This window comes from Bradyrhizobium sp. IAR9 (genome assembly GCF_013408065.1).
Classification (GTDB): Bacteria; Pseudomonadota; Alphaproteobacteria; order Rhizobiales; family Xanthobacteraceae; genus Bradyrhizobium.
The window spans coordinates 458,027-478,898 of sequence record NZ_JACBZW010000002.1 but is presented as its reverse complement, the minus strand read 5'-3'; the positions used below and the strand labels follow the sequence as shown (position 1 = coordinate 478,898).

Genomic DNA, 20,872 nt, shown 5'->3' with positions numbered 1-20,872 from the left:
AAGCATCACCATGGCCCTCTTTCGCCTGCCGTCCAGTGGACCCGCCGCCCTCGCGCCGCGCGGTAACGGGCTGTTGCTGCGCGCGCCGCAGATGTCGGACTTCCTGCAATGGGCGCATTTGCGCGAAACCAGCCGCGATTATCTGACGCCCTGGGAGCCGATCTGGCCGTCTGACGATCTCACCCGATCCGGCTTCCGCCGCCGCCTGCGCCGCTATTCCGAGGACATTGCCGCGGACCGTTCCTATCCCTTTCTGATCTTCCGCGAGCTTGATGGCGCCATGGTCGGCGGCATCACGCTGGCCAATGTCCGGCGCGGCATCGTGCAGGCCGGCACCATCGGCTATTGGGTCGGCCAACCCCATGCCCATCGCGGCTACATGACGGCTGCACTGCGGGTCCTCCTGCCGACGCTGTTCGGCGAGCTCAATCTGCACCGGGTCGAGGCCGCCTGCATCCCCACCAACGCGCCGTCGATCCGGGTGCTGGAGAAGTGCGGTTTCTCCCGTGAGGGCCTGGCGCGCCGCTATCTCTGCATCAATGGGGTCTGGCAGGACCATTTGCTGTTCGGCCTGCTGCATGAGGATTTCCGCGGCTGAGCCGCTCGATCATGTGGCCAAGTCCCTTGCCCAAGTCCTTTGGCCAAGTCCCTTGCCAAGTCCCCTGCCAAGTCCCCCTTTTTGCTGCCTTGGGTTCGCCGATTTTGACGATATAACCCGCATGCCCCGGCCGACGATCGGCCGGACAATTGTCATTGGAGTACGGGCTTTGATGGTGAAGCAGCTTCGGTCATCGCGGAATGTGCTGCGGCGGGGGACGGCGATCGCGCTTGTCTTGTCGATGTCGTTCGCGGCGGTTTCGCCGGTGGCCGCCCAGTCCTTGACTGACCGCTTCAAGAGCCTGTTCGGCGGCAAGTCGGATGAGCCGGCCCCGCCCAAGCCCGCGCCCGCGCCTGGCCAGCCGGCGGAAGACGAGGTCGATTGCCCGCAGGTGACGGTGCGCGCGGGCGCATCAACCTACGCGGTCGGGGCTGCCGGCAAGCCGGCCGTCGGCAACGAGATCCGCTTCCAGGCCTCGATCACCAAGATGGCGCGCGAATGTTCCCGCAGCAGTGTCGGAATCACGGCTCGGATCGGAATCCAGGGCCGCGTGATCGCCGGGCCCGCCGGCGCGCCCGCCACCGTCGAGGTGCCCTTGCGTGTCGCGGTGGTGCAGGGCGGTGTCGGCGAGAAAGTGATCGCCTCGAAGGCTTACCGGACGACGGTCGAGATGTCGGAGGGCGGCAGCGTGCCCTTCACCTTCATCGTCGAGGATCTGGCTTATCCGACGCCCTCGGCCGCGGTCGCCGATTCCTATGTCTTCTATGTCGGCTTCGACCCGCAGGCGCTGTCGCCCGAGCCGAAGGGACGGAAGAAGAAGTAGGCAAGCAAGTCGTCACGAAGAACGCTGTCATGCTCCGCGCAGGCGGGGCATCCAGTACGCCGCGGCTTCTCCGTATCTCATTGCTGTCTCTGGAATACTGGATCACCCGCTTTCGCGGGTGATGACACGGTATTTGTGGATCGCGGTGTCGCAAACAAAAAAGCCGGCGCTCATCGCGCCGGCTTTTTGATTACTGAAGGCAAAACCCTCAGTTCAGCTTCTGGCGAACCTCGGTGATGCCCTTGGCGAGCAGATCGTCGGCGACCTGGCCCTTGACCGACTGCGACAGGATCGTGGAGGCGGCCTGGACGGCGGCTTCCGCGGCTGCGGCGCGGACATCGGCGAGCGCCTGGGCCTCGGCGAGCGCAATCTTGCTCTCCGCGGTCTTGGTCCGGCGGGCGACGAAGTCTTCCATCTTCGCCTTGGCGTCGGCCGCGATGCGCTCGGCTTCGGCCTTGGCGTTGGCGATGATGTCGGCAGCTTCGCGCTCGGCGGTGGCGCTGCGCGCCTTGTAGTCGGCGAGCACCTTGGCCGCTTCCTGCTTGAGCCGAGTCGCGTCGTCGAGCTCGGCCTTGATGCGGGCGGCACGATGATCCAGCGCCGTCATCGCCGACTTGAAGACCCCGAGATAGGCGAACACGACCATCAGGATCACGAAGGCGATGGCGACCCAGGTTTCAGGATCGAAGAACATCTCGACTAACCTTTCAGGGACGCATCGACCGCGGCATTGACCGACGCAGCGTCGGGAACGACGCCGGTAAGCTGCTGCACGATCTGGCCTGCTGCATCGGCCGCGATGCCGCGGACGTTGCTCATGGCGGTGGCGCGGGTCGAGGCGATGGTCTTCTCCGCCCCGGCGAGCTTGGCCGCCAATTGTTCTTCCAGCGTCTTGCGCTCGGCTTCCGCCTGCGCATTCGCCTTGTCGCGGGATTCGTTGCCGATCGCCTGTGCCCGCGTGCGCGCCGAAGCGAGCTCGGTTTCATAGGCCTTCAGCGCCGCCTCGGACTGGTCCTTCAGCTTCTGCGCCTCGGCGAGGTCACCCTCGATCTTGTTCTGACGCGCCTCGATCGCACCGCCGACCTTCGGCAGAGCGAGCTTGGACACGATCACGTAAAGCAGGACGAAGAAGATCGCGAGCGACACCAGCTGTGAAGCGTAGTTGCTGCTCTCGAACGGCGGAAAACCGCCACCGTGGTGACCACCGTCAGCCTCGGTGTGAGCGCCCGCCGCCGGACCTTTTGCGCCGCCATGACTTTCAGCCACGGAGTTCTCCTGTTGCAGTCACACGCGCCGTCCCAATGGATGGAACGGCGCGAAAAACGTCGTCCTCAGAGCGGAACGAACAGCAGCAGCAGCGCGATCAGCAGCGAGAAAATGCCGAGCGCTTCGGTCACGGCGAAGCCGAAGATCAGGTTGCCGAACTGGCCCTGAGCGGCCGAGGGGTTGCGAACGGCCGCGGCAAGGTAGTTGCCGAAGATCACGCCGACGCCGACGCCCGCGCCGCCCATGCCGATGCATGCGATGCCCGCGCCGATAAGTTTTGCTGCTGCCGGATCCATTTTAGACTCCTTGGAAGAAAGATTGGGTTGTGGGTGGAAATTCCCCGGACCGCTCAGTGTCCCGGATGAATGGCGTCGTTGAGGTAGATGCAGGTCAGGATCGCAAACACATAGGCTTGCAGGAACGCGACCAGAATCTCGAGCGCGTACAGCGCGACCGTGAGAGCCAGCGGCAGCACGCCGCCGACCCAGCCCAGCGCCCCGAGCGAGAAGCCGAGCATGGCGACGAAGCCCGCGAACACCTTCAGCGCGATGTGGCCGGCCAGCATGTTGGCGAACAGACGGACGCTGTGGGAGACCGGCCGCAGGAAGAACGACAGGATCTCGATGAACATCACCAGCGGCAGGATGTAGCCGGGGACGCCGTGGGGCACGAAGATCGAGAAGAACTTCAGGCCGTTCTTGGCGACGCCGTAGATCAGGACGGTGAAGAAGACCAGAAGCGCGAGCGCCGCGGTGACGATCAGATGGCTCGACACCGTGAAGGTATAGGGGATGATGCCGACCAGGTTCGAGACGCAGATGAACATGAACAGCGAGAAGATCAGCGGGAAGAACTTCATGCCTTCCGCGCCGGCCGTCGAACGGATGGTCGAGGCGACGAATTCGTAGGAGATTTCGGCGACCGATTGCAGGCGCCCGGGAACCAGCTGCGTGCCGCTGGCGAGCATCAGGATCGAGATCACCGCCACCGCCACCAGCATGTAGAGCGACGAATTGGTGAAGGCGATCGTGTGATTGCCGATATGGCCCAGGGTGAAGAGAGGCTCGATGTTGAACTGGTGGATCGGGTCGATTTTCATCAGCGCGGCATCTCTTGGTCTGCCGGGCAATGCCGGCGGGTCTCGGTCTGCCGGCCGGGCCGGCCCGTACCGGCAAGGCCGGCACGATCATTCCTCCTGGTGCGGATCGGCTAAGACCCACCGCGCCTGTTTTGACCCGCGCCCGCCGTTCTCACCACATTCACCACGCCGGCGACGAAGCCCAGCAACAGGAACACGATAAATCCGAAAGGCGACGTCGACAGCAAGCGGTCGAAACCCCAGCCAATCCCCGCTCCGACAACGACCCCGGCGATCAACTCGGAGGATAACCGGAAACCAAGCGCCATCGCCGAAGCTCTGGCCGCTCTGTCCTCACCGTCACCTGCGGGTTGCTCGGTCTTGATTCGTCGGTCCCGGAATTCGGACAACCGCTGATCAAGATTTCCGAGCCGTTCGGAAAGCGCAGCTTCCTCGGACGATCTATCGCGATCCCCATTCTCGCCGTGTCCCGTGCCCTGTGTCATGCAACGAAGACCCGAAACGCCGCGGCTGAATGGAAATTGCGCCCGCCACCCTCAAAAGCCGCGCGGACCATACTGATGGCCCATAATCAAGTCAAGCCAAGTCACGATTGCGTCGCTTTCGGTTATGTAGCTGATTTATTTGATGATATTGGCGCGCACGGCAGCGCTGCACACAGCGTGACGCCGCACCGCAGCAGCAAGCCTCAGGATCGGCGAAGGCGGCCGCCCTTTCGCCACGCCGCCGGGATCGAACACGCCGCCGCGATCGTTGATAAGGGTGCGTGTTTTGGGCGGCGGATCGCCTCACCGGGGTGTAGAATTTGCGAGAGGGCCACCTGCACGCCGTGGCGGAGAGCGCGATGAGACCAGTGACGTCATCCACAACATCATGGCTTGCGCTGGCAGCGTTCGCCGCCGTGGTGGCGATCGCCGGCGACCTCGAGGCCGCGCAATCCGCGCCCGACAGCGAGAACGGCCGCTACAGCATGACGCCCATCCCCGAGGGCGTGCTGCGGCTCGACACGCGCACCGGCACGGTATCGACCTGCACCAAGAACGGCGCCGGCTGGGCCTGTTACGCGGTGCCCGACGAACGGACCGCGCTCGACGCCGAGATCGGCCGGCTCCAGGCCGAGGTCGAAAGGCTGCAGGGACAGCTCGCGGCCGGGCCGACGGTGTCGGGCAAGATCGACGAGGCGCTGCCGAAATCCGACCCGCTGAAGAAAGCGGAGCCCAAGGCCGCCGAGGGCGAGCGCAAGATCGAGATCCCGCTGCCGAGCGACCAGGACGTCGACCGCGTGATGTCGTTTCTGGAAAAGGCCTGGCGGCGGCTGATCGACATGGCCAACCGCGTCCAGAAGGACGTGTCGGGGAAGATTTGAGGACCCCTGCGCGCCATCCATGCGTTGAGGTGCCGTAGGGTGGGCAAAGGCGTTCTTACGCCGTGCCCACCATGCTTCTAAGGCAATGAGGAAAGACGTGGGCACGGCGCGTTGCGCCTTTGCCCACGGCAGTATTCGATTAGTCGAGACCCTTCATGACATCAACCAGATCAGTCACCCGCTCGGCGCCATCGTCGGTGCAAGCCGACACCATCGCATCGTCATTGCTGACCGTGCAGACATCGGGTCACGGCTTCACCGATCTGACGAGCGAGGCTGCAAAATTCATCGCCGAGGTTCACGCGCGCGACGGCGCGCTGACGCTGTTCATCCGCCATACCTCGGCCTCGCTGACGATCCAGGAGAACGCCGATCCGTCCGTGCTGGTCGATCTCACCACGGCGCTGTCCCGGCTGGCGCCGGAGAATGCCGGGTGGACCCACGACACCGAAGGACCGGACGACATGCCGGCACATATCAAGACGATGCTGACCGGGGCCTCGCTTCAGGTCCCGGTCCTGAGCGGCAGGCTTGCCCTCGGCACCTGGCAGGCGATCTATTTGATCGAGCACCGCAAGCGCCCGCACCGGCGCGAGGTGGTGCTGCAATTCGTCGGCAGCAATCAATAAAGCAATTTTAGTGCTCAAACAAAACCGGCCGCGGATCGCTCCGCGGCCGGTTCGTTGTACTTATCGCTGCTTTCGATCAGGTCGCCTTGATGTCGACGTCCTTGGTCTCGGGCAGGAAGAAGAAGCCGATCACGACGGTAATCGAGGCGAAGATGATCGGATACCACAGGCCGGCATAGATGTCGCCCGTCGAGGCCACGATGGCAAAGGCGGTCGCCGGCAGCAGGCCGCCGAACCAGCCGTTACCAATGTGGTAGGGTAGCGACATCGAGGTGTAGCGGATGCGGGTCGGGAACAGTTCGACCAGCATCGCCGCGATCGGGCCGTACACCATGGTGACGAACAGCACCAGGATGAACAGCAGGCCGATGATCGCCGCCACCTGCGGACGGAAGATGTCGAACGGATGGGACATCTTCACGATGCCCGCATCGCCGGCCTTCGGATAGCCGGCCGCCTGCACCGCGGCGAGCACTGCCGGGTTGCTGTCCTTGGCGCTCGTGTAGGGCACTTCCTTACCATTGACGACGACCTTCACACCCGAGCCGGCTGCGCCAGACGTGGTCGAGTACTTGACCGACGACTGCGACAGGTAGGCACGTGCGGTGTCGCAAGGTGCGGTGAAGACACGGGTGCCGACCGGGTTGAACAGGTCGCCGCAACCCGCGGGATCCGCCACCACGTCGACCTTGACCGATTCGATCGCCTTTTCCAGCGCCGGGTTGGCATTGGTGGTGATCATCTTGAAAATCGGGAAGAAGGTCAGCGCCGCGATCAGACAGCCGCCGAGGATGATCGGCTTGCGGCCGATCTTGTCGGACAGCATGCCGAACACGATGAAGAAGCCGGTGCCGAGCAGCAGCGACCAGGCGATCAGCAGGTTGGCGGTGTAGCCGTCGACCTTCAGGATCGATTGCAGGAAGAACAGCGCGTAGAACTGACCGGTGTACCAGACGACGCCCTGGCCCATCACGCCGCCAAGCAGCGCGAGCAGCACCAGCTTGCCGTTCTGCCAGTTGCCGAAGGCTTCGGTCAGCGGCGCCTTCGAGCTCTTGCCCTCGTCCTTCATCTTCTGGAAGATCGGGGATTCATTGAGGCGAAGCCGGATCCAGACCGAGATGCCGAGCAGCAGCACCGAGACCAGGAACGGGATGCGCCAGCCCCACTTCGCGAAATCGGCCTCGCCGAGGGCGCTACGGGTGAACAGGATCACCAGTAGCGACAGGAACAGGCCGAGCGTCGCGGTGGTCTGAATGAAGGAGGTGTAGTAGCCGCGCTTGCCGTTCGGAGCATGCTCCGCGACATAAGTGGCCGCGCCGCCATACTCACCGCCGAGCGCCAGGCCCTGGGCGAGGCGCAGCGCGATCAGGATGATCGGAGCCGCGATGCCGATGGTCGCCGCGTTCGGCAGCAGGCCGACGATGAAGGTCGACAGACCCATGATCAGGATGGTGACGAGGAAGGTGTATTTGCGGCCGACGATGTCGCCGACGCGGCCGAATACGATCGCGCCGAACGGACGCACCAGGAAGCCGGCGGCGAAGGCCAGCAGCGCGAAGATGTCGCGGGTGGCTGGCGGGTAATCCGAGAAGAACTGCACGCCGATGATCGAAGCCAGCGAGCCGTAGAGGTAGAAATCGTACCACTCGAAGACGGTACCGAGCGAGGAGGCGAGAATGACGAACCGTTCGTCCTTCGTCATCCCTCCCGCGCCTGCTTGAGACACAGCCATTGTCGACATATTGAGTCGCTCCCCGAATTGCGTTTCCTCGCACCCCAGACGTCCGGACATGCCGGATCAACCCAGGTCTTGGCTGCAAGGTAACATCGGCGTGAAACCCGCCCCAATACGACTTTCGGCCTTGCGCACTGACGCGTAGCTGACGCCGGTATCGGGCACCGGCGCGCCGCCACGTAGGCTTCCAGATTAACCCCTTTGCAGCAAAGGGATAATGTGCACTTGCATGCCACGGCCGCTCGGGGAAGAATTGACATACCCGGGATCTGTCCGCCGGCCCGCGAACGACAGCAAGAGAACGATGAACGCTCCCTCGACCCATCTCGTCATCGCCGATGACCATCCTCTTTTCCGCGACGCGCTGCGACAGGCGGTGGCCGGCGTCCTGACCTCGGCCAGGATCGACGAGGCCGGATCGTTCGAGGATCTGACCAAGCTCCTGGAACAGACCTCGGATGTCGACCTGATCCTGCTCGACCTCTCGATGCCCGGGATCTCAGGCTTTTCCGGCCTGATCTATCTGCGTGCGCAATATCCGGCGATCCCGGTGGTGATCGTCTCGGCGTCCGACGACAGCGCCACGATCCGCCGCTCGCTCGATTTCGGCGCCTCCGGCTTCATTCCCAAGCGATTCGGCGTCGAGACCCTGCGCGACGCCATCCTCAAGGTGATGGAGGGCGACGTCTGGGTTCCCGCCGATACCGATCTGTCGGCTGCGGCCGATCCCGATATGACGCGCCTGCGCGACCGTCTGGTGACGCTGACGCCGCAGCAGGTCCGGGTCCTGATGATGCTGTCGGAGGGCCTCCTCAACAAGCAGATCGCCTATGAGCTCGGGGTCTCCGAGGCCACCATCAAGGCACATGTCTCGGCGATCCTGCAAAAGCTCGGCGTCGAAAGCCGCACCCAGGCGGTGATCGCCGCCGCCAAGATCGCCGGCGGCCAGTGGAAGCAGGGCACGCCGACGGGGTGAGCCCGCTACAGCGTCTTCAGGAGCGCATCGGCGGCCCTGATATCTTCAGTCTCGGAACCTGCAGCGAAACCCTCGCGTGCCGATTGAAGTAAGCGCCTGGCTTCCTTGCCGCGGCGCCGGTGGGCAAGAAGCTGCGCCAGATCGATTGCCGCGCGCAGTTCCCACGCTTTGGCGCCCTTCGCGCGGCTGAGTTTCAGCGCCTGCACCAGGCAGGCCTCGGCTTCCTCGATTTGCGGCTCCGGCAGGTGCGACAGGACCGTGCCCTTCATGCGCAACAGCTCGGGCATATAGAGGTGATCGCCGCTTCGCGCGACGAGCCGGATCGCGTCGTCGATCAGCTGTGCGCTCTGCGCGATCTGGCCGAGCGCTATCAATCCCTGAACCAGCGCGATGTTGAACGTCGTGGTCAGCAGCTCGTAGCGGGCATCGTGGAGCTCACGCAGGCAAGTCCTGATCGTCTCGACGCCAACTGCGGCATCGCCGCGCCGGATCGCCAGCTCGCCTTTGACGCCGCGGCCGACGGCGAGATAAGGCCCCATCGAGCGCGACGTCGCATGCGCGATGAAGCGGTCGATGTTCGCGTCCGCACCGTCGAGGTCTCCGCTCCAGAGATCAATTGCGACCGTCCAGATCAGCGCAATGCAGAGCGTGATCGGGTGATCCATCTGCGCCGCCTCGGTGACCGTCTGTCGCGCCAGTTGCAGCGCATCCGCGGGGCGGCCCTGCAACCAGAGCTCGCGAGCCAGCGTGATGCCGGCCCGATTGCGATGATCGAAGCCGTGGACGGTGCTGATTCGCTCGGTGCCCGGTCCCCGCCATGCGACCTCCAGCATCTCGAGCGCGTCGCGATGCCGGCCTGCCAGATGCAAGGAGACGCCGAGGAGGGAATGGGCGAGGGCGATCGAGGCGGAATCGCCCAGCGACCTCGCGACCCCGAGGCTCTGCTGCGCATAGCCGAGCGCGGCGTCGAACTCTCCCATCCGCTCGTGAAAGATATGCATCCGGCCGAGCAGCTGGAGCTGGTTGATTTCGTCGCCGCGCGCTTCGGCGATCGCAAGGCTCCGGCTCAAGGCGCTGCGCGCCGCTTCGCTGCCGCCGCGGGTGAACATCAAGGTCAGTCCGAGAGCGGCCTGGATGTGCATTTCCTCGGCGCTGCCGCGCGAGGAGGGGTCCATCGCCAGCAGCGCCCGTTCCGACCAGCGCCGGCATTCGATCAACAAGGACATCGCCAGGAAGATCGGCGCCGCGGCGGCGGCGAGCGCAATGCCGATGCCGAGATCACCGCCCGCCCCGAAGCACCAGTCGAGCGCGGCGCGCACATTGTGAAGCGCGGAGAAGTGAGCAGCTCGCTCGTCCGCGCTCGGCACGGCGGCCCATGTCATGCCGGCCTGTTCCAGCCATCGCCGGTAGTACGTCGCGTGGCGGGCGGCGAGAGCCGCGTCATCGGGCTCGATCTCGAGCAGATAAGCGCGCGTCGTGTCGAGCAGGCGGTAGCGCATCATGGCGCCGATGGGGCGCGGCGCGACCATCGATTTGGCCACGAGACTGTCGACGGCGTCGAACAGGCGGGCCTGGTCGACGCGCTCGTCCGGCACGACCTCGAGCGCCGCGTCGATGGTGAAATGCCCGGCGAAGACCGCAAGCCTGCGCAGCACGAGGCGTTCGAGATCCGACAGCAGTCCGTAGCTCCAGTCGAGCGTTGCCTGCAATGTCTTCTGCCGGGGCGGCGCCGTTCGCTGGCCCTGCCAGAGCAGATTGAGGCGCTCGTCGAGCAGTGCGGCCGTCTGCTCCAGGCCGTAGGCTTCGACCCGGCCGGCAGCGAGTTCGATCGCCAGCGCCATGCCGTCGAGCTTGCGGCAGATCCTCGCGATGATCGCGGCATTGGCGTCATCGAGACTGATCTGCGCGCCGCTGGCCGTGGCACGTTCGAGGAACAGTTGTAGCGCCGGATAGGTCTGCGCTGCAGCGACCGTCAGTCCGGAGCCGTCGGGCGGAACGGCAAGCGGCGCCAATCGATAGACCTGCTCGCCCTCGACGCGCAGAGCCTCGCGGCTGGTCGCGAGGATATGGACATGTGGCGCGGCCTGGAAGATGTCCGCCGCCAGCGGTGCGGCGGTCGCGATGACGTGCTCGCAATTGTCGAGAACCAGCAGCATCCGCTTGTCCCTGACATGCGCGAGCAGCGCGGGCAGGGGATCGTCGGTCTCAGCCGGCATGCCCAGCATCAGCAGGATCGAGGTGATCACGAGATCGGGATCACTGAGCGCGGCGAGATCAACAAAGTGCGCGGCGTCGGAGAAAGTCTCGAGCAGGTCGTGGGCGATCGCCACTGCGACCGCCGTCTTGCCGACGCCGCCGGGACCGGCGATCGTGACAAAGCGCGAGGCGATGAGCTTGTCGGAAACGGTGGCGATCTCATCGTCGCGCCCGACCATCCGCTGTAGCCGGTTCGGCAGTTTCACCGGTGGCAATTCCAGCCGTGGCGCGGGGCGCTGGGCTGCCGCAATGCCCGTTTGCGAAACCGGCGCTGCGAGTTGCGAGATCGGTGCCACGAAGCAATAGCCGCGGCCGGACAGCGTCGTGATGTAGCGGGCGCCGTCCTTGCCGTCGCCGAGCGCCTTGCGCAACGCTGCGACGTGAAAGCGCAGATTGGCCTCTTCGACGGTGACGCCGGGCCACACCAGCGCCATCAGGTCCCATTTGCCGACGACCTGGTTCGGTCGCGACATCAGCGCCATCAGCGTGTCGAACGCTTTCGCGCCCAGCGGCAACGCGACGCCGTCGCGCATCACGAGCCTTTCATGCGGCGTCACGGAGAATGGCCCGAACGATAAAGTTCCCGCTGCGGTGCCGGCCGGCTCTGTCATGGCAAATCTCGGGTCCCTTCGACAGGACCCGATAGCCAGATGATCGCGATCCGGCAAGGCCGCCGCTGCATCGGCATCAGGCCGCGGATGCGGGCCTTGTTAAGCGCGCCAGGTCTGACCTCACAACTTCTCACAACTCCCAACGGGTGTCCTGCACCAGCCACTGCTAGTCAGTTGCGCAACGGAAAGGACAGCTTCATGACGCAGGCGGCAAAAATACTCTACACGGCCAAGACCCACACCAGCGGCGGCCGAGGCGACGGCATATCGCGCAGCTCCGATGGCCGCCTCGATGTCAAGCTGTCGCCGCCGGGCGCCGCAGGCATCGGCACCAATCCCGAGCAATTGTTCGCCGCCGGCTGGTCGGCCTGCTTCGAAGGCGCGATGGAGATCGCGGCGCGCAAGCGGAAGATCGAGCTTCCCAGGAAATGCGCTGTTGATGCGGAAATCGATCTCGTGCTCGACGAGGGCGCCTATTCGCTCCGGGCGCGCCTCAATGTCAGCCTGCCGGGCCTCGACCCCGAGATCGCACGCGGCATCATCGATGATGCGCATCAGACCTGCCCCTATTCCAAGGCCGTTCGCGGCAACGTCGACGTCACGGTCGCGCTGATCTGACGCGCCATCACCAACCATCAAGAAAGGTAGCACCACCATGAAGCAGATCATCGACCAGCATCGCCGCCAGTTCCTTGGCGTCGCCGCCGGAACCGTCGCCGTCGGCCTCGGCGTGATCGAACTCGCGCGCGCTGAGACCGAAGCGCCGAAATCGTCCGCATCGACTGCGTCCTTCGGGGCGATCAAGCAGATCGATGCCGGCGTCCTCAATGTCGGGTATGCGGAGGCGGGTCCTTCGAACGGTCCCGTGGCGATCCTGCTGCACGGCTGGCCCTACGACATTCACGCCTTCGTCGACGTTGCGCCGATCCTGGCCAGGGCCGGCTATCGCGTGATCATCCCTCATCTGCGCGGCTACGGCACGACGCGTTTCCTTTCCAGCGAGACGCCGCGCAACGGCGAGCCTGCCGCGATGGCGGCCGACATCATCGCGCTGATGGACAAGCTCGAGATCAAGAAGGCTGTTATCGCCGGCTTCGATTGGGGCGCGCGCACCGCCGACATCATCGCCGCGCTGTGGCCGGAGCGCTGCCGCGCGCTGGTGTCGGTCAGCGGCTATCTGATCTCCAGCCAGGCCGCCGGCAACGCGCCGTTGCCGCCGTCCGCCGAGCTGCAATGGTGGTACCAGTTCTATTTCGCGACCGAGCGCGGCAGTGCCGGATACGAGAAGTACACGCATGATTTCGCCAAGCTGATCTGGAAGCTCGCCTCACCGCAATGGAAGTTCGACGACGCCACCTTCAATCGAAGTGCGGCGGCGCTGGACAACAAGGATCATGTCGCGATCACGATCCACAACTACCGCTGGCGACTCGGGCTCGCCCAGGGCGAAGCGAAATACGAGCATCTCGAAAAGAAGCTGGCGGCAGCTCCCGTCATCGAGGTGCCGACGATCACGATGGAGGGCGACGCCAACGGCGCGCCGCATCCCGACCCGAGCGCCTATGCCAAGAAGTTCTCGGGCCGATACGAGTTTCGCCTGATCACCGGCGGCATCGGCCACAATCTGCCGCAGGAAGCACCGCAAGCCTTTGCCAAGGCCGTCATCGACGCCGAAGGCGCGTGAGCATTTCATGCGTGCCTCGGTCCAGCGTGGCTGGGCCGGGGATGTACCGCGATCCCAGCTTGAAGAAACGTCATGCCATCTAACGAACCTGAAAAGAATGAGCGATCCTACGTCACGGTGATCACGCTGGCCGTGCTTCTTCTGGTCGTTCTGCTGACTTGCGTGCCCTATCTGGTCTCGATCGCTCTTGCCGAGGGGCCTGCGCAAAACACGGCAGACGCCTCGCCGATCTTCGGCGTCACGATTCCGCCCGGTTACAAGCAGTGGGAGCTGATCGCGCCGGCCGAAGAAGCCGCGCCGCTCGACGAGCTTCGCGCCGTTGTCGGCAACCAGACCGCAATCGACGCGTATCAGGCCGGCAAGCTTCCGTTCCCTGACGGCACCATCCTGGTCAAGCGCGCCTGGAAGCGGAAGCAATCGCCGGAGTTTGCGTCCGCGACAATTCCTGGTGCCGCCACCACGGTCCAGGTGATGGTCAAGGATTCCAAAAAATACGCGGCGACGGGCGGCTGGGGCTTCGGCCGTTTCATCAACGGCAAACCGGTCGACGAGGCCCAGCACCGCACTTGCTGGGGTTGTCACGAAGCTCGCGCCAAGAGCCGGGACTACGTCTTCACGCGGCTGGCGCCCTGAATTGTGCAAACGTGCCGGCCGTCGCCAGCAAGCCGCTTCACTCCGCCGCCACCATCTGCTGCGTGCGCCACTGGCCGAGCAGGGCGCGGAGCGAGGCCGGCTTGACCGGCTTGTTCAGCACCGCGACCTTCTCGTCGCGCGCAGCGATCTGCACAGCGGGGCTGCGGTCCGCGGTGATCAGGATTGCGGGGATGCCGTCGCCGAAGCGGCGGCGGATCTCGCGGATCGCGGCAATGCCGTTGCCGCGGTCGAGATGATAGTCAACCAGGAGGCCGGTGACGCGCTGTCCCGCCGTCTCGATGGCGGCGATCGCGCCTTCGGGATCGGCGACCGCGATCACTTCGGCGTCCCAGGCCTTCAGCAGCGTGCGCATGCCATCGAGGATCGCCGCGTCGTTCTCGATACAGACGATCAGCGCGCCGGAGATCGGCGTGCGCGCCAGCGGCGTCGCGCTGGTCACCGCGGCGGTGTGGGTGACCGCTTTCGCCGTCGGCACCGTCACGGAGAAGACCGAGCCGCCGCTTCTGTTGCCGTCGATGGCGATGCCGTGCTTGAGCACCCGCGCCAGGCGTTCGACGATCGACAGGCCGAGCCCCAGCCCGCGCGCGATCCGCGCGCCCTGCTCGAGGCGGTGGAATTCCTTGAAGATCTCGCCGCGCTTGACCGGCGGGATGCCGACGCCGGTGTCGTAGACGCAGATCTTGAGCGAAGGGCCTTGCCGGCGACAGCCGACCAGCACGCGGCCGCGCGGGGTGTATTTGATCGCGTTCGAGATCAGGTTCTGCAGCAGGCGCCGCAGCAGCAGCCGGTCCGATTCGACCGGCAGCGAGCACGGCACGAAGGTGAGCTCCAGGTTCTTGGCACGCGCGATCGGCGCGAACTCGATCTCCAGCGAGCGCATCAGATCGGCCATCTTGAAGCTCGAGGTCGAGGTCGTCATCGCGCCGGCGTCCAGCCGCGAGATGTCCAGCAGCGCGCCGAGGATCTCCTCGATCGCCTGCAGCGATTCGTCGATGTTCTCGACCAGCCGCGTCTCCTCGCCGCTGTGCTGGCGCTCGACCAGGCTCGTGACATAGAGCCGCGCCGCGTTCAGCGGCTGGAGAATGTCGTGGCTGGCGGCGGCGAGGAAGCGCGTCTTGGAGATGCTGGCGTCTTCCGCCGCGCTCTTGGCCAGCGCCAGCTCGGAGTTCAGCCGCGTCAACTCCTCGGTGCGGTCGCGCACCCGCTTTTCCAGTGTCGCGTTGGCGCGCTCCAGCGCTTCCGCCGCCTCGAAGGTGGGCGTGACATCGGTGAAGGTGATGACGAAGCCGCCGCCGGGCATGCGATTGGTGAGCACCTCGATCACCATGTGGCGTTCCGGCAGGCGTTCGAGATATGGCTCGCTGTCGGTGGTGTAGGCGGCGAGGCGCCGCTCCAGCATGGCCTCGCGCTCGACCGGGTCGTCCGGATCGCTCACGCCGATGAATTCCAGGATATCGCGCAGCGGCTCGCCGAACTGGACGATATGCGGGGGCACGTTGAGGAGATCACCGAACTGCCGGTTGGAGCAGATCAGCTGCAGATCGGCATCGAACACGGCGATGCCCTGGCGCACGTGGTTGAGCGCGGTCTGGAGGATCTCGCGGTTGAAATGCAGGGCCGCGTGGGAGTCGTCGAGCAGCTTGAGTGCAGCCTTGGCCGAGACCGTGCGCTTGCGCAGCAGCAGCGACATCACGAGGCGCGAGGAGGCCGCTCCAATCGAGGAGGCGATCAGGTGCTCGGCGTGCTGCAACAGCTCGAAATCGGCGGGCGCTCCCGTCTCCAGACGAACGTTGCGCCGCGCGGAGAACGCCTCGAAGGAATGCCGGGCGCGGTCGGGTCCGAGATATTGCGCCACCGTGGTCTGGATGTCCTGCACGGTGACGGTGGTGCGCCAGCGGCGGAAGCTCGGTGAGATCGGCGCGAGCGTATTGGGCACGAACAGATCGGCCTGCAGCAGCTCGATCGACGAGGGCCTTCGTGCCAGCGACAGCAGCACATAGGTCAGGATGTTGAGCGACAGGGACCAGATCACGCCGTGCATCAAGGAAGGCAGATCGGCGCCGAACAGCGCCTGCGGCCGCAGCGCCTCGATGCCGAAGGGGCCATGCTGGAGCAGCAGGATACCTGATGTCGAGGTATCCATGAAGCTCGGGATGAACAGTGTGTAGAGCCACACCACGAAGCCGACCAGCATGCCGCCGATGGCTCCGCGCGCGGTCGCGCGCCGCCACAGCAGCCCGCCGAAGAAGCTCGGCGCAAGCTGCGCGATGGCGGCAAAGGAGAGCAGGCCGATCGCCACGAGCTGGGTATTGCCGAGCGCGCGATAGTAGAAATAGGCCATCACCATGATGGCGAAGATCGCAAGCCGCCGCGAGCGCAGCAGGAAGTCGCTGAAATCCGCGCCGCCGGCGCGTCCTTCCGGCCGCCGTTGCAGCACCAGCGGAACCACGAGGTCGTTCGAGACCATGATGGAGAGTGCGACGCATTCGACGATCACCATTGCGGTCGCCGCCGACAGGCCGCCGACGAAAATGGCGACGCTGAGAAGCCCCGCACTGCCCTCCATCGGCAGCGCCAGCACGTACATGTCAGGGTCGGCCGCGCCGAACGGGAAGGTGACGAGGCCGGCGAGCGCGATCGGGATCACGAACAGATTGATGGCGACGAGGTAGAGCGGGAACAGCCAGCGCGCGCGGCCGACCTCGGCATCCGAGGAGTTCTCGACCACACTGACGTGGAACTGGCGCGGCAGCAGCATGATGGCGCAAAGCGACAGCAGCGTCATGGTGAGGAAGTTGCCGATCGACGGCGAATAGTTGATGGCGCGCACCGCCTCCGGCGTCTTCATGGCGCGCTCGATCAGTTCGTGCGGCGAGAACATCCAGAAGGTGACGAAGATGCCGGCGGCGAGGAAGGCGACCAGCTTGATGATGGATTCGGTCGCGATCGCCAGCATCAGGCCGTGCTGATGCTCGGTCGCATCGGTCTGACGCGTGCCGAACAGCACGGCGAAGGCCGCCATCGCCAGCGTCACCATCAGCGCGACGTCGCCGACGATCGGGATGTGGGAGAAGGCCTGGTCTTCGCTCAGGATGGTTTCGAGCGAGGAGGCGACCGCCTTGAGCTGGAGCGCGATGTAGGGCACCGAGCCGATGATCGCGATCAGCGCGACGGTGGCCGCCACCGCCTGGCTCTTGCCATAGCGGGCCCCGATGAAGTCGGCGATCGACGTGATGTTGTGGGCTTTCGCGAGCTGGATCACGCGGCGCAATACGCCGGCGCCTAACCCGATCATCAGGATCGGGCCGACATAGATGGCGAGGAAGTCGGTCGAGGCGCGGGTGGCGAAGCCGACCGAGCCGAAGAAGGTCCAGGAGGTGCAGTAGATCGCCAGCGAGAGCGGATAGATCAGCCCGGAGGCACGGCCGCGCCCGGCCGGCGAGCGGCGGTCGCCATGGCTCGCCACCAGGAACAGGAAGCCGATATAGCCGAAGGCGGCGGCGATCACGCCCCAATCGTGCAGCATGGCGAGCGCGCTTCTCGAAAGGGCGCCGGCGGCGCCCGAGCTCATTTTCCCAGTAATTCTAGCGCGTTGGACGGGGCGAGGCGACAGCGAAATGCCGCGCGGCGGTGGGAACTGGGGTTGTCGTTAAGTCGTAGGGCGAGCTGCCTGCTCTCACCCTCCCCTGGAGGGGGAGGGTCGATCGCGCGAAGCGCGGGCGGGGTGGGGTGATCTATCCACTCGGGTACGGTTGGATGAGGAGACACCGTCACCCCACCCCGGCCCACATTTCGCTGCGCTCAATGTGAGCCGACCCTCCCCCTCCAGGGGAGGGTAAGACAGGCCTATTCCGCCGCGAGCGACTTCTGGCGCAGCGGCAGACCCAGGCGCTCCCACACTTGCAGCAGGGCCTCGGCGAGTTGATCGATCAGGCCATCGTCGTGATAGGGCGAAGGCGTAATGCGCAGCCGCTCGCTGCCCTTGGCGACCGTCGGATAGTTGATCGGCTGGATGTAGATGCCGTGCTCCTCGAGCAGCAGGTCGGACGCCTGCTTGCACTTCTCGGGATCGCCGACGAACAGCGGCACGATGTGGGTGTCGCTCGACATCACAGGCAGGCCGGCGGCGTTGAGGATCGCCTTGACGCGGGCGGCACGGTCCTGGTGGCGCTCGCGCTCCCAGTTCGAGGTCTTCAGGTGCTTGATCGCGGCGGTCGCAGCCGAGCAGATCGCCGGCGGCAGCGCGGTGGTGAAGATGAAGCCCGGTGCATAGGAGCGCACGGCGTCGATGATCTGGCCGTTGGCGGCGATGTAGCCGCCGAGGCAGCCGAAGGCTTTCGCCAGCGTGCCTTCGAGGATGTCGATGCGGTGCATGACGCCGTCACGCTCGGCGATGCCGCCGCCGCGCGGGCCGTACATGCCGACCGCGTGGACTTCGTCGACATAGGTCATCGCGTCGTACTTCTCGGCGAGATCGCAGATCTTGGCGAGCGGGGCGACGTCGCCGTCCATGGAATAGAGGCTCTCGCAGACGATCAGCTTCGGCCTATTCGGGCCGGCCGCTTTCAACAGCTCCTCGAGATGCGCAAGATCGTTGTGCCGGAACACGACCCGCTCGCAGCCGGACTGGCGGATGCCCTCGATCATCGAATTGTGGTTGAGCTCGTCCGACAGGATCAGGCAATTCGGAATGAGTTTTGCGATGGTCGGGATGCCGGTCTGGTTCGAGACATAGCCCGAGGTGAACAGCAGCGCGGCTTCCTTGCCGTGGAGATCAGCGAGCTCGGCCTCGAGCTGCACCAGTGGGTGATGCGTGCCGGCGATGTTACGGGTGCCGCCGGCACCGGTGCCGACGCGCGTCGCGGTCTCGACCATGGCGCCGACCACTTTCGGATGCTGGCCCATGCCGAGATAATCGTTCGAGCACCAGATCACGACGTCGCGCTTGCCCTTGGGCGAGTGCCAGACCGCGTGCGGGAATCGGCCGGCCGTGCGCTCCAGGTCGGCGAACACGCGGTAGCGCCGCTCGGAATGGAGACGATCGAGGGCGGTATCGAAGAACTGGTTGTAATCCATCGGCAAAACCTGCAACGGAACCCGGCCACGGCGGCCGCTCATTTTTAGAGCTTTTCCAGCTCCAATGTCCATGCGCCCGCACACATTTGTGACGAGGCGCGCGGGTCCATTGATAGCGGCGTCTCGCCGGCGATAGTTGATGTGGATCAAACGCCTAACGCTGGCCCGTCCGCGCGGGCCGAGGCTCCGGGAAAGCCGGGGACCGTTGCCGCCGGCTTGGACATTTTGTCCATGGGGCGCGCTCCGTCCATGGTTGCTGAGCTGGTCGCGCCGATGTCGTAGCCTTTGCCTTGGCGAGGCGCGGATCGGCTCGCCAGCAGCTCATGCGAAAGGACGCCCGATGAAGCGAGTCATGATCCTGAACGGTCCCAACCTCAATATGCTCGGCATCCGCGAGCCGCACATCTACGGCACGACGACGCTCGCAGAGGTCAACGCGAGCTGCGAGGCGGCTGCCGCAACGCTCGGGCTCAAGCTCGCCTTCCACCAATCCAACCATGAAGGCGTGCTGGTCGACCTGATCCAGTCGGCGCGGCAGGGCGCCGATGCAATCATCATCAATCCCGCCGGCTTTTCCTTCACCTCGGTCGCGATCATGGACGCGATCAAGACGTTCGAAGGGCCGGTGCTGGAAGTCCACATCTCCAACATCCACGCCCGCGATGAATATCACCGCCACTCCAAGATCTCGTTCGTGGCGACCGGGGTGATCTGTGGCCTGGGCCCGTTCGGCTACATCGCGGCGCTGCACGCGATCGCGAATATGAAGTGAGATGCCGCCACAAGCCCGGCCATGACGAAGTGACTCACGTCGTCGTGAACTGCAGCACTCCGTCCTTCGTCTCGGCCGTCAACCGGCCCTCGACGATCATGTAGTTGACGTGGGCGACCAGCTCGCCGGCGGCAAAGCCCATCTGGTGTTCGTCGAGCACATGCTTGTTGAACACGACGGGCACCAGGGCGCGCGAGGTCTGCGGCACCTCGCGGCAGGCTTCCGCGATCAGGCGGCAGCGCTCTTCATGGTGGTCGGCGAGCTGCTTGATGCGGGTCTTCAATCCGTAGAACGGGACGCCGTGGCCGGGCAGCACCAGGACGTCATAGGGCAGCGTCGTGGTGAGGCTGGCGAGCGAAGCCAGATATTCGCCGAGCGAGTTCTGGTCGGGCTCGACCGCCCAGACGCTGACATTGGGCGAGATCTTGCTCAGCACCTGGTCGGCGGAGAGGAACAGCTTGTCGTCGGCGCAATACAGCATCACCTGATCGAGCGCGTGGCCGCCGCCGGTGATCACCTTGAAGCGGCGCGTGCCGATCACGACGTCCTCGCCATGGGAGATGCGGCGGTAGGAGGGCGGCAGCACCGAAACGCGCTTGAGATAATCCTGGCCGCGGCCCAGCAGCTTTTCGGTGAGCGACTCGTCCATGCCGTGGCGGCGGAAGAACAGCCGCTGCGCTTCCTGTCGCTCCGCGGTGCCGCGGTTCTGGTGATAGACCGATTGCAGATATTCGACCTGCGACATCACCAGCGGGCAGTTGAACCGCTCGACGACCCAGCCGGCAAGGCCGACATGGTCAGGGTGGGAGTGCGTGACGATCAGGCGCGTGATGTGGACGCCCTTCAGCGGCCCGTCGAATAGCTTGGTCCAGGCCTCGATCGTCTCCTCGTTGCCGAAACCGGTATCCACCATCGCATAACCGTCGCCGTCGGCGAGCAGGTAGATGTTCACGTGGTTGAGGCGGAACGGCAGCTTCAGCCGCACCCACAACACGCCGGGCCTAACCTCCACGACCTCGTCGTGGCCGGGGTGCTGTTCCCAGGGGTAGCGCAGGGCTTCGGCCGAGGACTGTGCGGTGTCGGTTTTTGCGTTCATGCATTATCGGTACCCGCACATACGGCGGGACGCCAGCCGAAAAAGGACCGTCCGTGGTCTCCGCATGGCGGTCATACCGGGCGGCGTTTTTCCGTGATGTGGGACGCTCGTGCTCCGAACTCGGTCACCTCTCCCGCTTGCGGGGGAGGCTTAGGCCGCCTAAGGCGGCCGTCTCTTAGAGACGCCGAGGCGAAGCCTCGGCTACGGCGGAGCGCCGGGTGGCGCTCGCTC

At 65.1% G+C, this 20,872-nt stretch carries 19 protein-coding genes; 9 read left to right on the top strand and 10 right to left on the bottom strand.

Annotated elements, in window-relative coordinates:
- Positions 1 to 10: 10 nt before the first annotated feature.
- Both GGD67_RS07845 and GGD67_RS07840 read left to right on the top strand, forming a co-directional pair.
- Positions 11 to 598, top strand: coding sequence for a GNAT family N-acetyltransferase (locus GGD67_RS07845; protein WP_018316343.1), 588 nt, complete (start codon positions 11 to 13; stop codon positions 596 to 598).
- 172 nt (positions 599 to 770) lie between these two features.
- Positions 771 to 1,421 carry a hypothetical protein gene (locus tag GGD67_RS07840; RefSeq protein WP_018316342.1) on the top strand — a complete coding sequence of 217 codons (651 nt, stop codon included), beginning with the start codon at positions 771 to 773 and terminating at the stop codon, positions 1,419 to 1,421.
- A 208-nt stretch (positions 1,422 to 1,629) separates the two neighbouring features.
- On the opposite strand, the gene GGD67_RS07835 is transcribed toward GGD67_RS07840, so the two are convergent.
- The 5 genes from GGD67_RS07835 to GGD67_RS07815 form a co-directional block, all read right to left on the bottom strand.
- Positions 1,630 to 2,115, bottom strand: a complete 486-nt coding sequence (locus tag GGD67_RS07835) for a F0F1 ATP synthase subunit B (protein ID WP_018316341.1) — start codon at positions 2,113 to 2,115, stop codon at positions 1,630 to 1,632.
- Between the two features lie 5 nt (positions 2,116 to 2,120).
- Positions 2,121 to 2,687, bottom strand: coding sequence for a F0F1 ATP synthase subunit B' (locus GGD67_RS07830; protein WP_018316340.1), 567 nt, complete (start codon positions 2,685 to 2,687; stop codon positions 2,121 to 2,123).
- A 65-nt stretch (positions 2,688 to 2,752) separates the two neighbouring features.
- Positions 2,753 to 2,983 (bottom strand): F0F1 ATP synthase subunit C, encoded by a 231-nt coding sequence (locus tag GGD67_RS07825; protein ID WP_007599451.1) that lies wholly within the window; start codon positions 2,981 to 2,983, stop codon positions 2,753 to 2,755.
- Between the two features lie 53 nt (positions 2,984 to 3,036).
- On the bottom strand, positions 3,037 to 3,786 hold the full coding sequence (locus GGD67_RS07820; protein ID WP_018316339.1) for a F0F1 ATP synthase subunit A: 750 nt from the start codon (positions 3,784 to 3,786) through the stop codon (positions 3,037 to 3,039).
- Between the two features lie 110 nt (positions 3,787 to 3,896).
- Complete coding sequence (locus GGD67_RS07815) at positions 3,897 to 4,271, bottom strand: AtpZ/AtpI family protein (RefSeq protein ID WP_018316338.1); 375 nt, start codon at positions 4,269 to 4,271, stop codon at positions 3,897 to 3,899.
- 359 nt (positions 4,272 to 4,630) lie between these two features.
- Between GGD67_RS07815 and GGD67_RS07810 the strand changes: the two genes are divergently transcribed.
- Both GGD67_RS07810 and GGD67_RS07805 read left to right on the top strand, forming a co-directional pair.
- Positions 4,631 to 5,152 (top strand): hypothetical protein, encoded by a 522-nt coding sequence (locus GGD67_RS07810; RefSeq protein ID WP_026201650.1) that lies wholly within the window; start codon positions 4,631 to 4,633, stop codon positions 5,150 to 5,152.
- Positions 5,153 to 5,307: 155 nt separating this feature from the next.
- Entirely contained in the window at positions 5,308 to 5,781 is a 474-nt protein-coding gene (locus GGD67_RS07805; protein WP_018316336.1) for a secondary thiamine-phosphate synthase enzyme YjbQ, read from the top strand.
- Between the two features lie 76 nt (positions 5,782 to 5,857).
- On the opposite strand, the gene GGD67_RS07800 is transcribed toward GGD67_RS07805, so the two are convergent.
- A complete protein-coding gene (locus tag GGD67_RS07800) occupies positions 5,858 to 7,483 on the bottom strand; it encodes an MFS transporter (RefSeq protein ID WP_018316335.1) in 1,626 nt (541 codons plus the stop codon).
- A 337-nt stretch (positions 7,484 to 7,820) separates the two neighbouring features.
- On the opposite strand from GGD67_RS07800, the gene GGD67_RS07795 reads away from it, so the two are divergent.
- Entirely contained in the window at positions 7,821 to 8,492 is a 672-nt protein-coding gene (locus GGD67_RS07795) for a response regulator (RefSeq protein WP_018316334.1), read from the top strand.
- A 5-nt stretch (positions 8,493 to 8,497) separates the two neighbouring features.
- Here GGD67_RS07795 and GGD67_RS07790 read toward each other — a convergent pair whose 3' ends face one another.
- Positions 8,498 to 11,359, bottom strand: coding sequence for a tetratricopeptide repeat protein (locus GGD67_RS07790; protein WP_179731965.1), 2,862 nt, complete (start codon positions 11,357 to 11,359; stop codon positions 8,498 to 8,500).
- A 198-nt stretch (positions 11,360 to 11,557) separates the two neighbouring features.
- On the opposite strand from GGD67_RS07790, the gene GGD67_RS07785 reads away from it, so the two are divergent.
- The 3 genes from GGD67_RS07785 to GGD67_RS07775 all read left to right on the top strand — a co-directional run bounded on the left by GGD67_RS07785 (position 11,558) and on the right by GGD67_RS07775 (position 13,676).
- Positions 11,558 to 11,977: an organic hydroperoxide resistance protein gene (locus tag GGD67_RS07785; protein ID WP_026201648.1), complete on the top strand. Its 420-nt coding sequence runs from the start codon at positions 11,558 to 11,560 to the stop codon at positions 11,975 to 11,977.
- A 37-nt stretch (positions 11,978 to 12,014) separates the two neighbouring features.
- The gene (locus GGD67_RS07780; RefSeq protein WP_179731963.1) at positions 12,015 to 13,043 is read left to right on the top strand and encodes an alpha/beta fold hydrolase; all 1,029 of its coding nucleotides are present in this window, start codon (positions 12,015 to 12,017) and stop codon (positions 13,041 to 13,043) included.
- Between the two features lie 72 nt (positions 13,044 to 13,115).
- A complete protein-coding gene (locus GGD67_RS07775; protein ID WP_179731961.1) occupies positions 13,116 to 13,676 on the top strand; it encodes a cytochrome P460 family protein in 561 nt (186 codons plus the stop codon).
- A gap of 37 nt (positions 13,677 to 13,713) precedes the next feature.
- Here the strand turns inward: GGD67_RS07775 and GGD67_RS07770 are convergent, their stop codons facing one another.
- On the bottom strand, positions 13,714 to 17,223 hold the full coding sequence (locus GGD67_RS07770; RefSeq protein WP_179732250.1) for a PAS domain-containing hybrid sensor histidine kinase/response regulator: 3,510 nt from the start codon (positions 17,221 to 17,223) through the stop codon (positions 13,714 to 13,716).
- A 320-nt stretch (positions 17,224 to 17,543) separates the two neighbouring features.
- The gene (hemA, locus tag GGD67_RS07765; protein ID WP_018316328.1) at positions 17,544 to 18,773 is read right to left on the bottom strand and encodes a 5-aminolevulinate synthase; all 1,230 of its coding nucleotides are present in this window, start codon (positions 18,771 to 18,773) and stop codon (positions 17,544 to 17,546) included.
- A gap of 340 nt (positions 18,774 to 19,113) precedes the next feature.
- On the opposite strand from hemA, the gene aroQ reads away from it, so the two are divergent.
- The gene (gene aroQ / locus GGD67_RS07760; protein WP_179731959.1) at positions 19,114 to 19,545 is read left to right on the top strand and encodes a type II 3-dehydroquinate dehydratase; all 432 of its coding nucleotides are present in this window, start codon (positions 19,114 to 19,116) and stop codon (positions 19,543 to 19,545) included.
- Between the two features lie 34 nt (positions 19,546 to 19,579).
- On the opposite strand, the gene GGD67_RS07755 is transcribed toward aroQ, so the two are convergent.
- Positions 19,580 to 20,641, bottom strand: coding sequence for an MBL fold metallo-hydrolase (locus GGD67_RS07755; RefSeq protein WP_179731957.1), 1,062 nt, complete (start codon positions 20,639 to 20,641; stop codon positions 19,580 to 19,582).
- Positions 20,642 to 20,872 lie beyond the last annotated feature (231 nt).

What these genes read in the sequence shown, in the direction of transcription:
- GGD67_RS07845 (WP_018316343.1), top strand. Translation starts at nt 11, where the DNA reads ATGGCCCTCTTTCGCCTGCCGTCCAGTGGACCCGCCGCCCTCGCGCCG.
- GGD67_RS07840 (WP_018316342.1), top strand. Translation starts at nt 771, where the DNA reads ATGGTGAAGCAGCTTCGGTCATCGCGGAATGTGCTGCGGCGGGGGACG.
- GGD67_RS07835 (WP_018316341.1), bottom strand. Translation starts at nt 2,115, where the DNA reads ATGTTCTTCGATCCTGAAACCTGGGTCGCCATCGCCTTCGTGATCCTG.
- GGD67_RS07825 (WP_007599451.1), bottom strand. Translation starts at nt 2,983, where the DNA reads ATGGATCCGGCAGCAGCAAAACTTATCGGCGCGGGCATCGCATGCATC.
- GGD67_RS07820 (WP_018316339.1), bottom strand. Translation starts at nt 3,786, where the DNA reads ATGAAAATCGACCCGATCCACCAGTTCAACATCGAGCCTCTCTTCACC.
- GGD67_RS07815 (WP_018316338.1), bottom strand. Translation starts at nt 4,271, where the DNA reads ATGACACAGGGCACGGGACACGGCGAGAATGGGGATCGCGATAGATCG.
- GGD67_RS07810 (WP_026201650.1), top strand. Translation starts at nt 4,631, where the DNA reads ATGAGACCAGTGACGTCATCCACAACATCATGGCTTGCGCTGGCAGCG.
- GGD67_RS07805 (WP_018316336.1), top strand. Translation starts at nt 5,308, where the DNA reads ATGACATCAACCAGATCAGTCACCCGCTCGGCGCCATCGTCGGTGCAA.
- GGD67_RS07800 (WP_018316335.1), bottom strand. Translation starts at nt 7,483, where the DNA reads ATGACGAAGGACGAACGGTTCGTCATTCTCGCCTCCTCGCTCGGTACC.
- GGD67_RS07795 (WP_018316334.1), top strand. Translation starts at nt 7,821, where the DNA reads ATGAACGCTCCCTCGACCCATCTCGTCATCGCCGATGACCATCCTCTT.
- GGD67_RS07790 (WP_179731965.1), bottom strand. Translation starts at nt 11,359, where the DNA reads ATGACAGAGCCGGCCGGCACCGCAGCGGGAACTTTATCGTTCGGGCCA.
- GGD67_RS07785 (WP_026201648.1), top strand. Translation starts at nt 11,558, where the DNA reads ATGACGCAGGCGGCAAAAATACTCTACACGGCCAAGACCCACACCAGC.
- GGD67_RS07780 (WP_179731963.1), top strand. Translation starts at nt 12,015, where the DNA reads ATGAAGCAGATCATCGACCAGCATCGCCGCCAGTTCCTTGGCGTCGCC.
- GGD67_RS07775 (WP_179731961.1), top strand. Translation starts at nt 13,116, where the DNA reads ATGCCATCTAACGAACCTGAAAAGAATGAGCGATCCTACGTCACGGTG.
- GGD67_RS07770 (WP_179732250.1), bottom strand. Translation starts at nt 17,223, where the DNA reads ATGCTGCACGATTGGGGCGTGATCGCCGCCGCCTTCGGCTATATCGGC.
- hemA (WP_018316328.1), bottom strand. Translation starts at nt 18,773, where the DNA reads ATGGATTACAACCAGTTCTTCGATACCGCCCTCGATCGTCTCCATTCC.
- aroQ (WP_179731959.1), top strand. Translation starts at nt 19,114, where the DNA reads ATGAAGCGAGTCATGATCCTGAACGGTCCCAACCTCAATATGCTCGGC.
- GGD67_RS07755 (WP_179731957.1), bottom strand. Translation starts at nt 20,641, where the DNA reads ATGAACGCAAAAACCGACACCGCACAGTCCTCGGCCGAAGCCCTGCGC.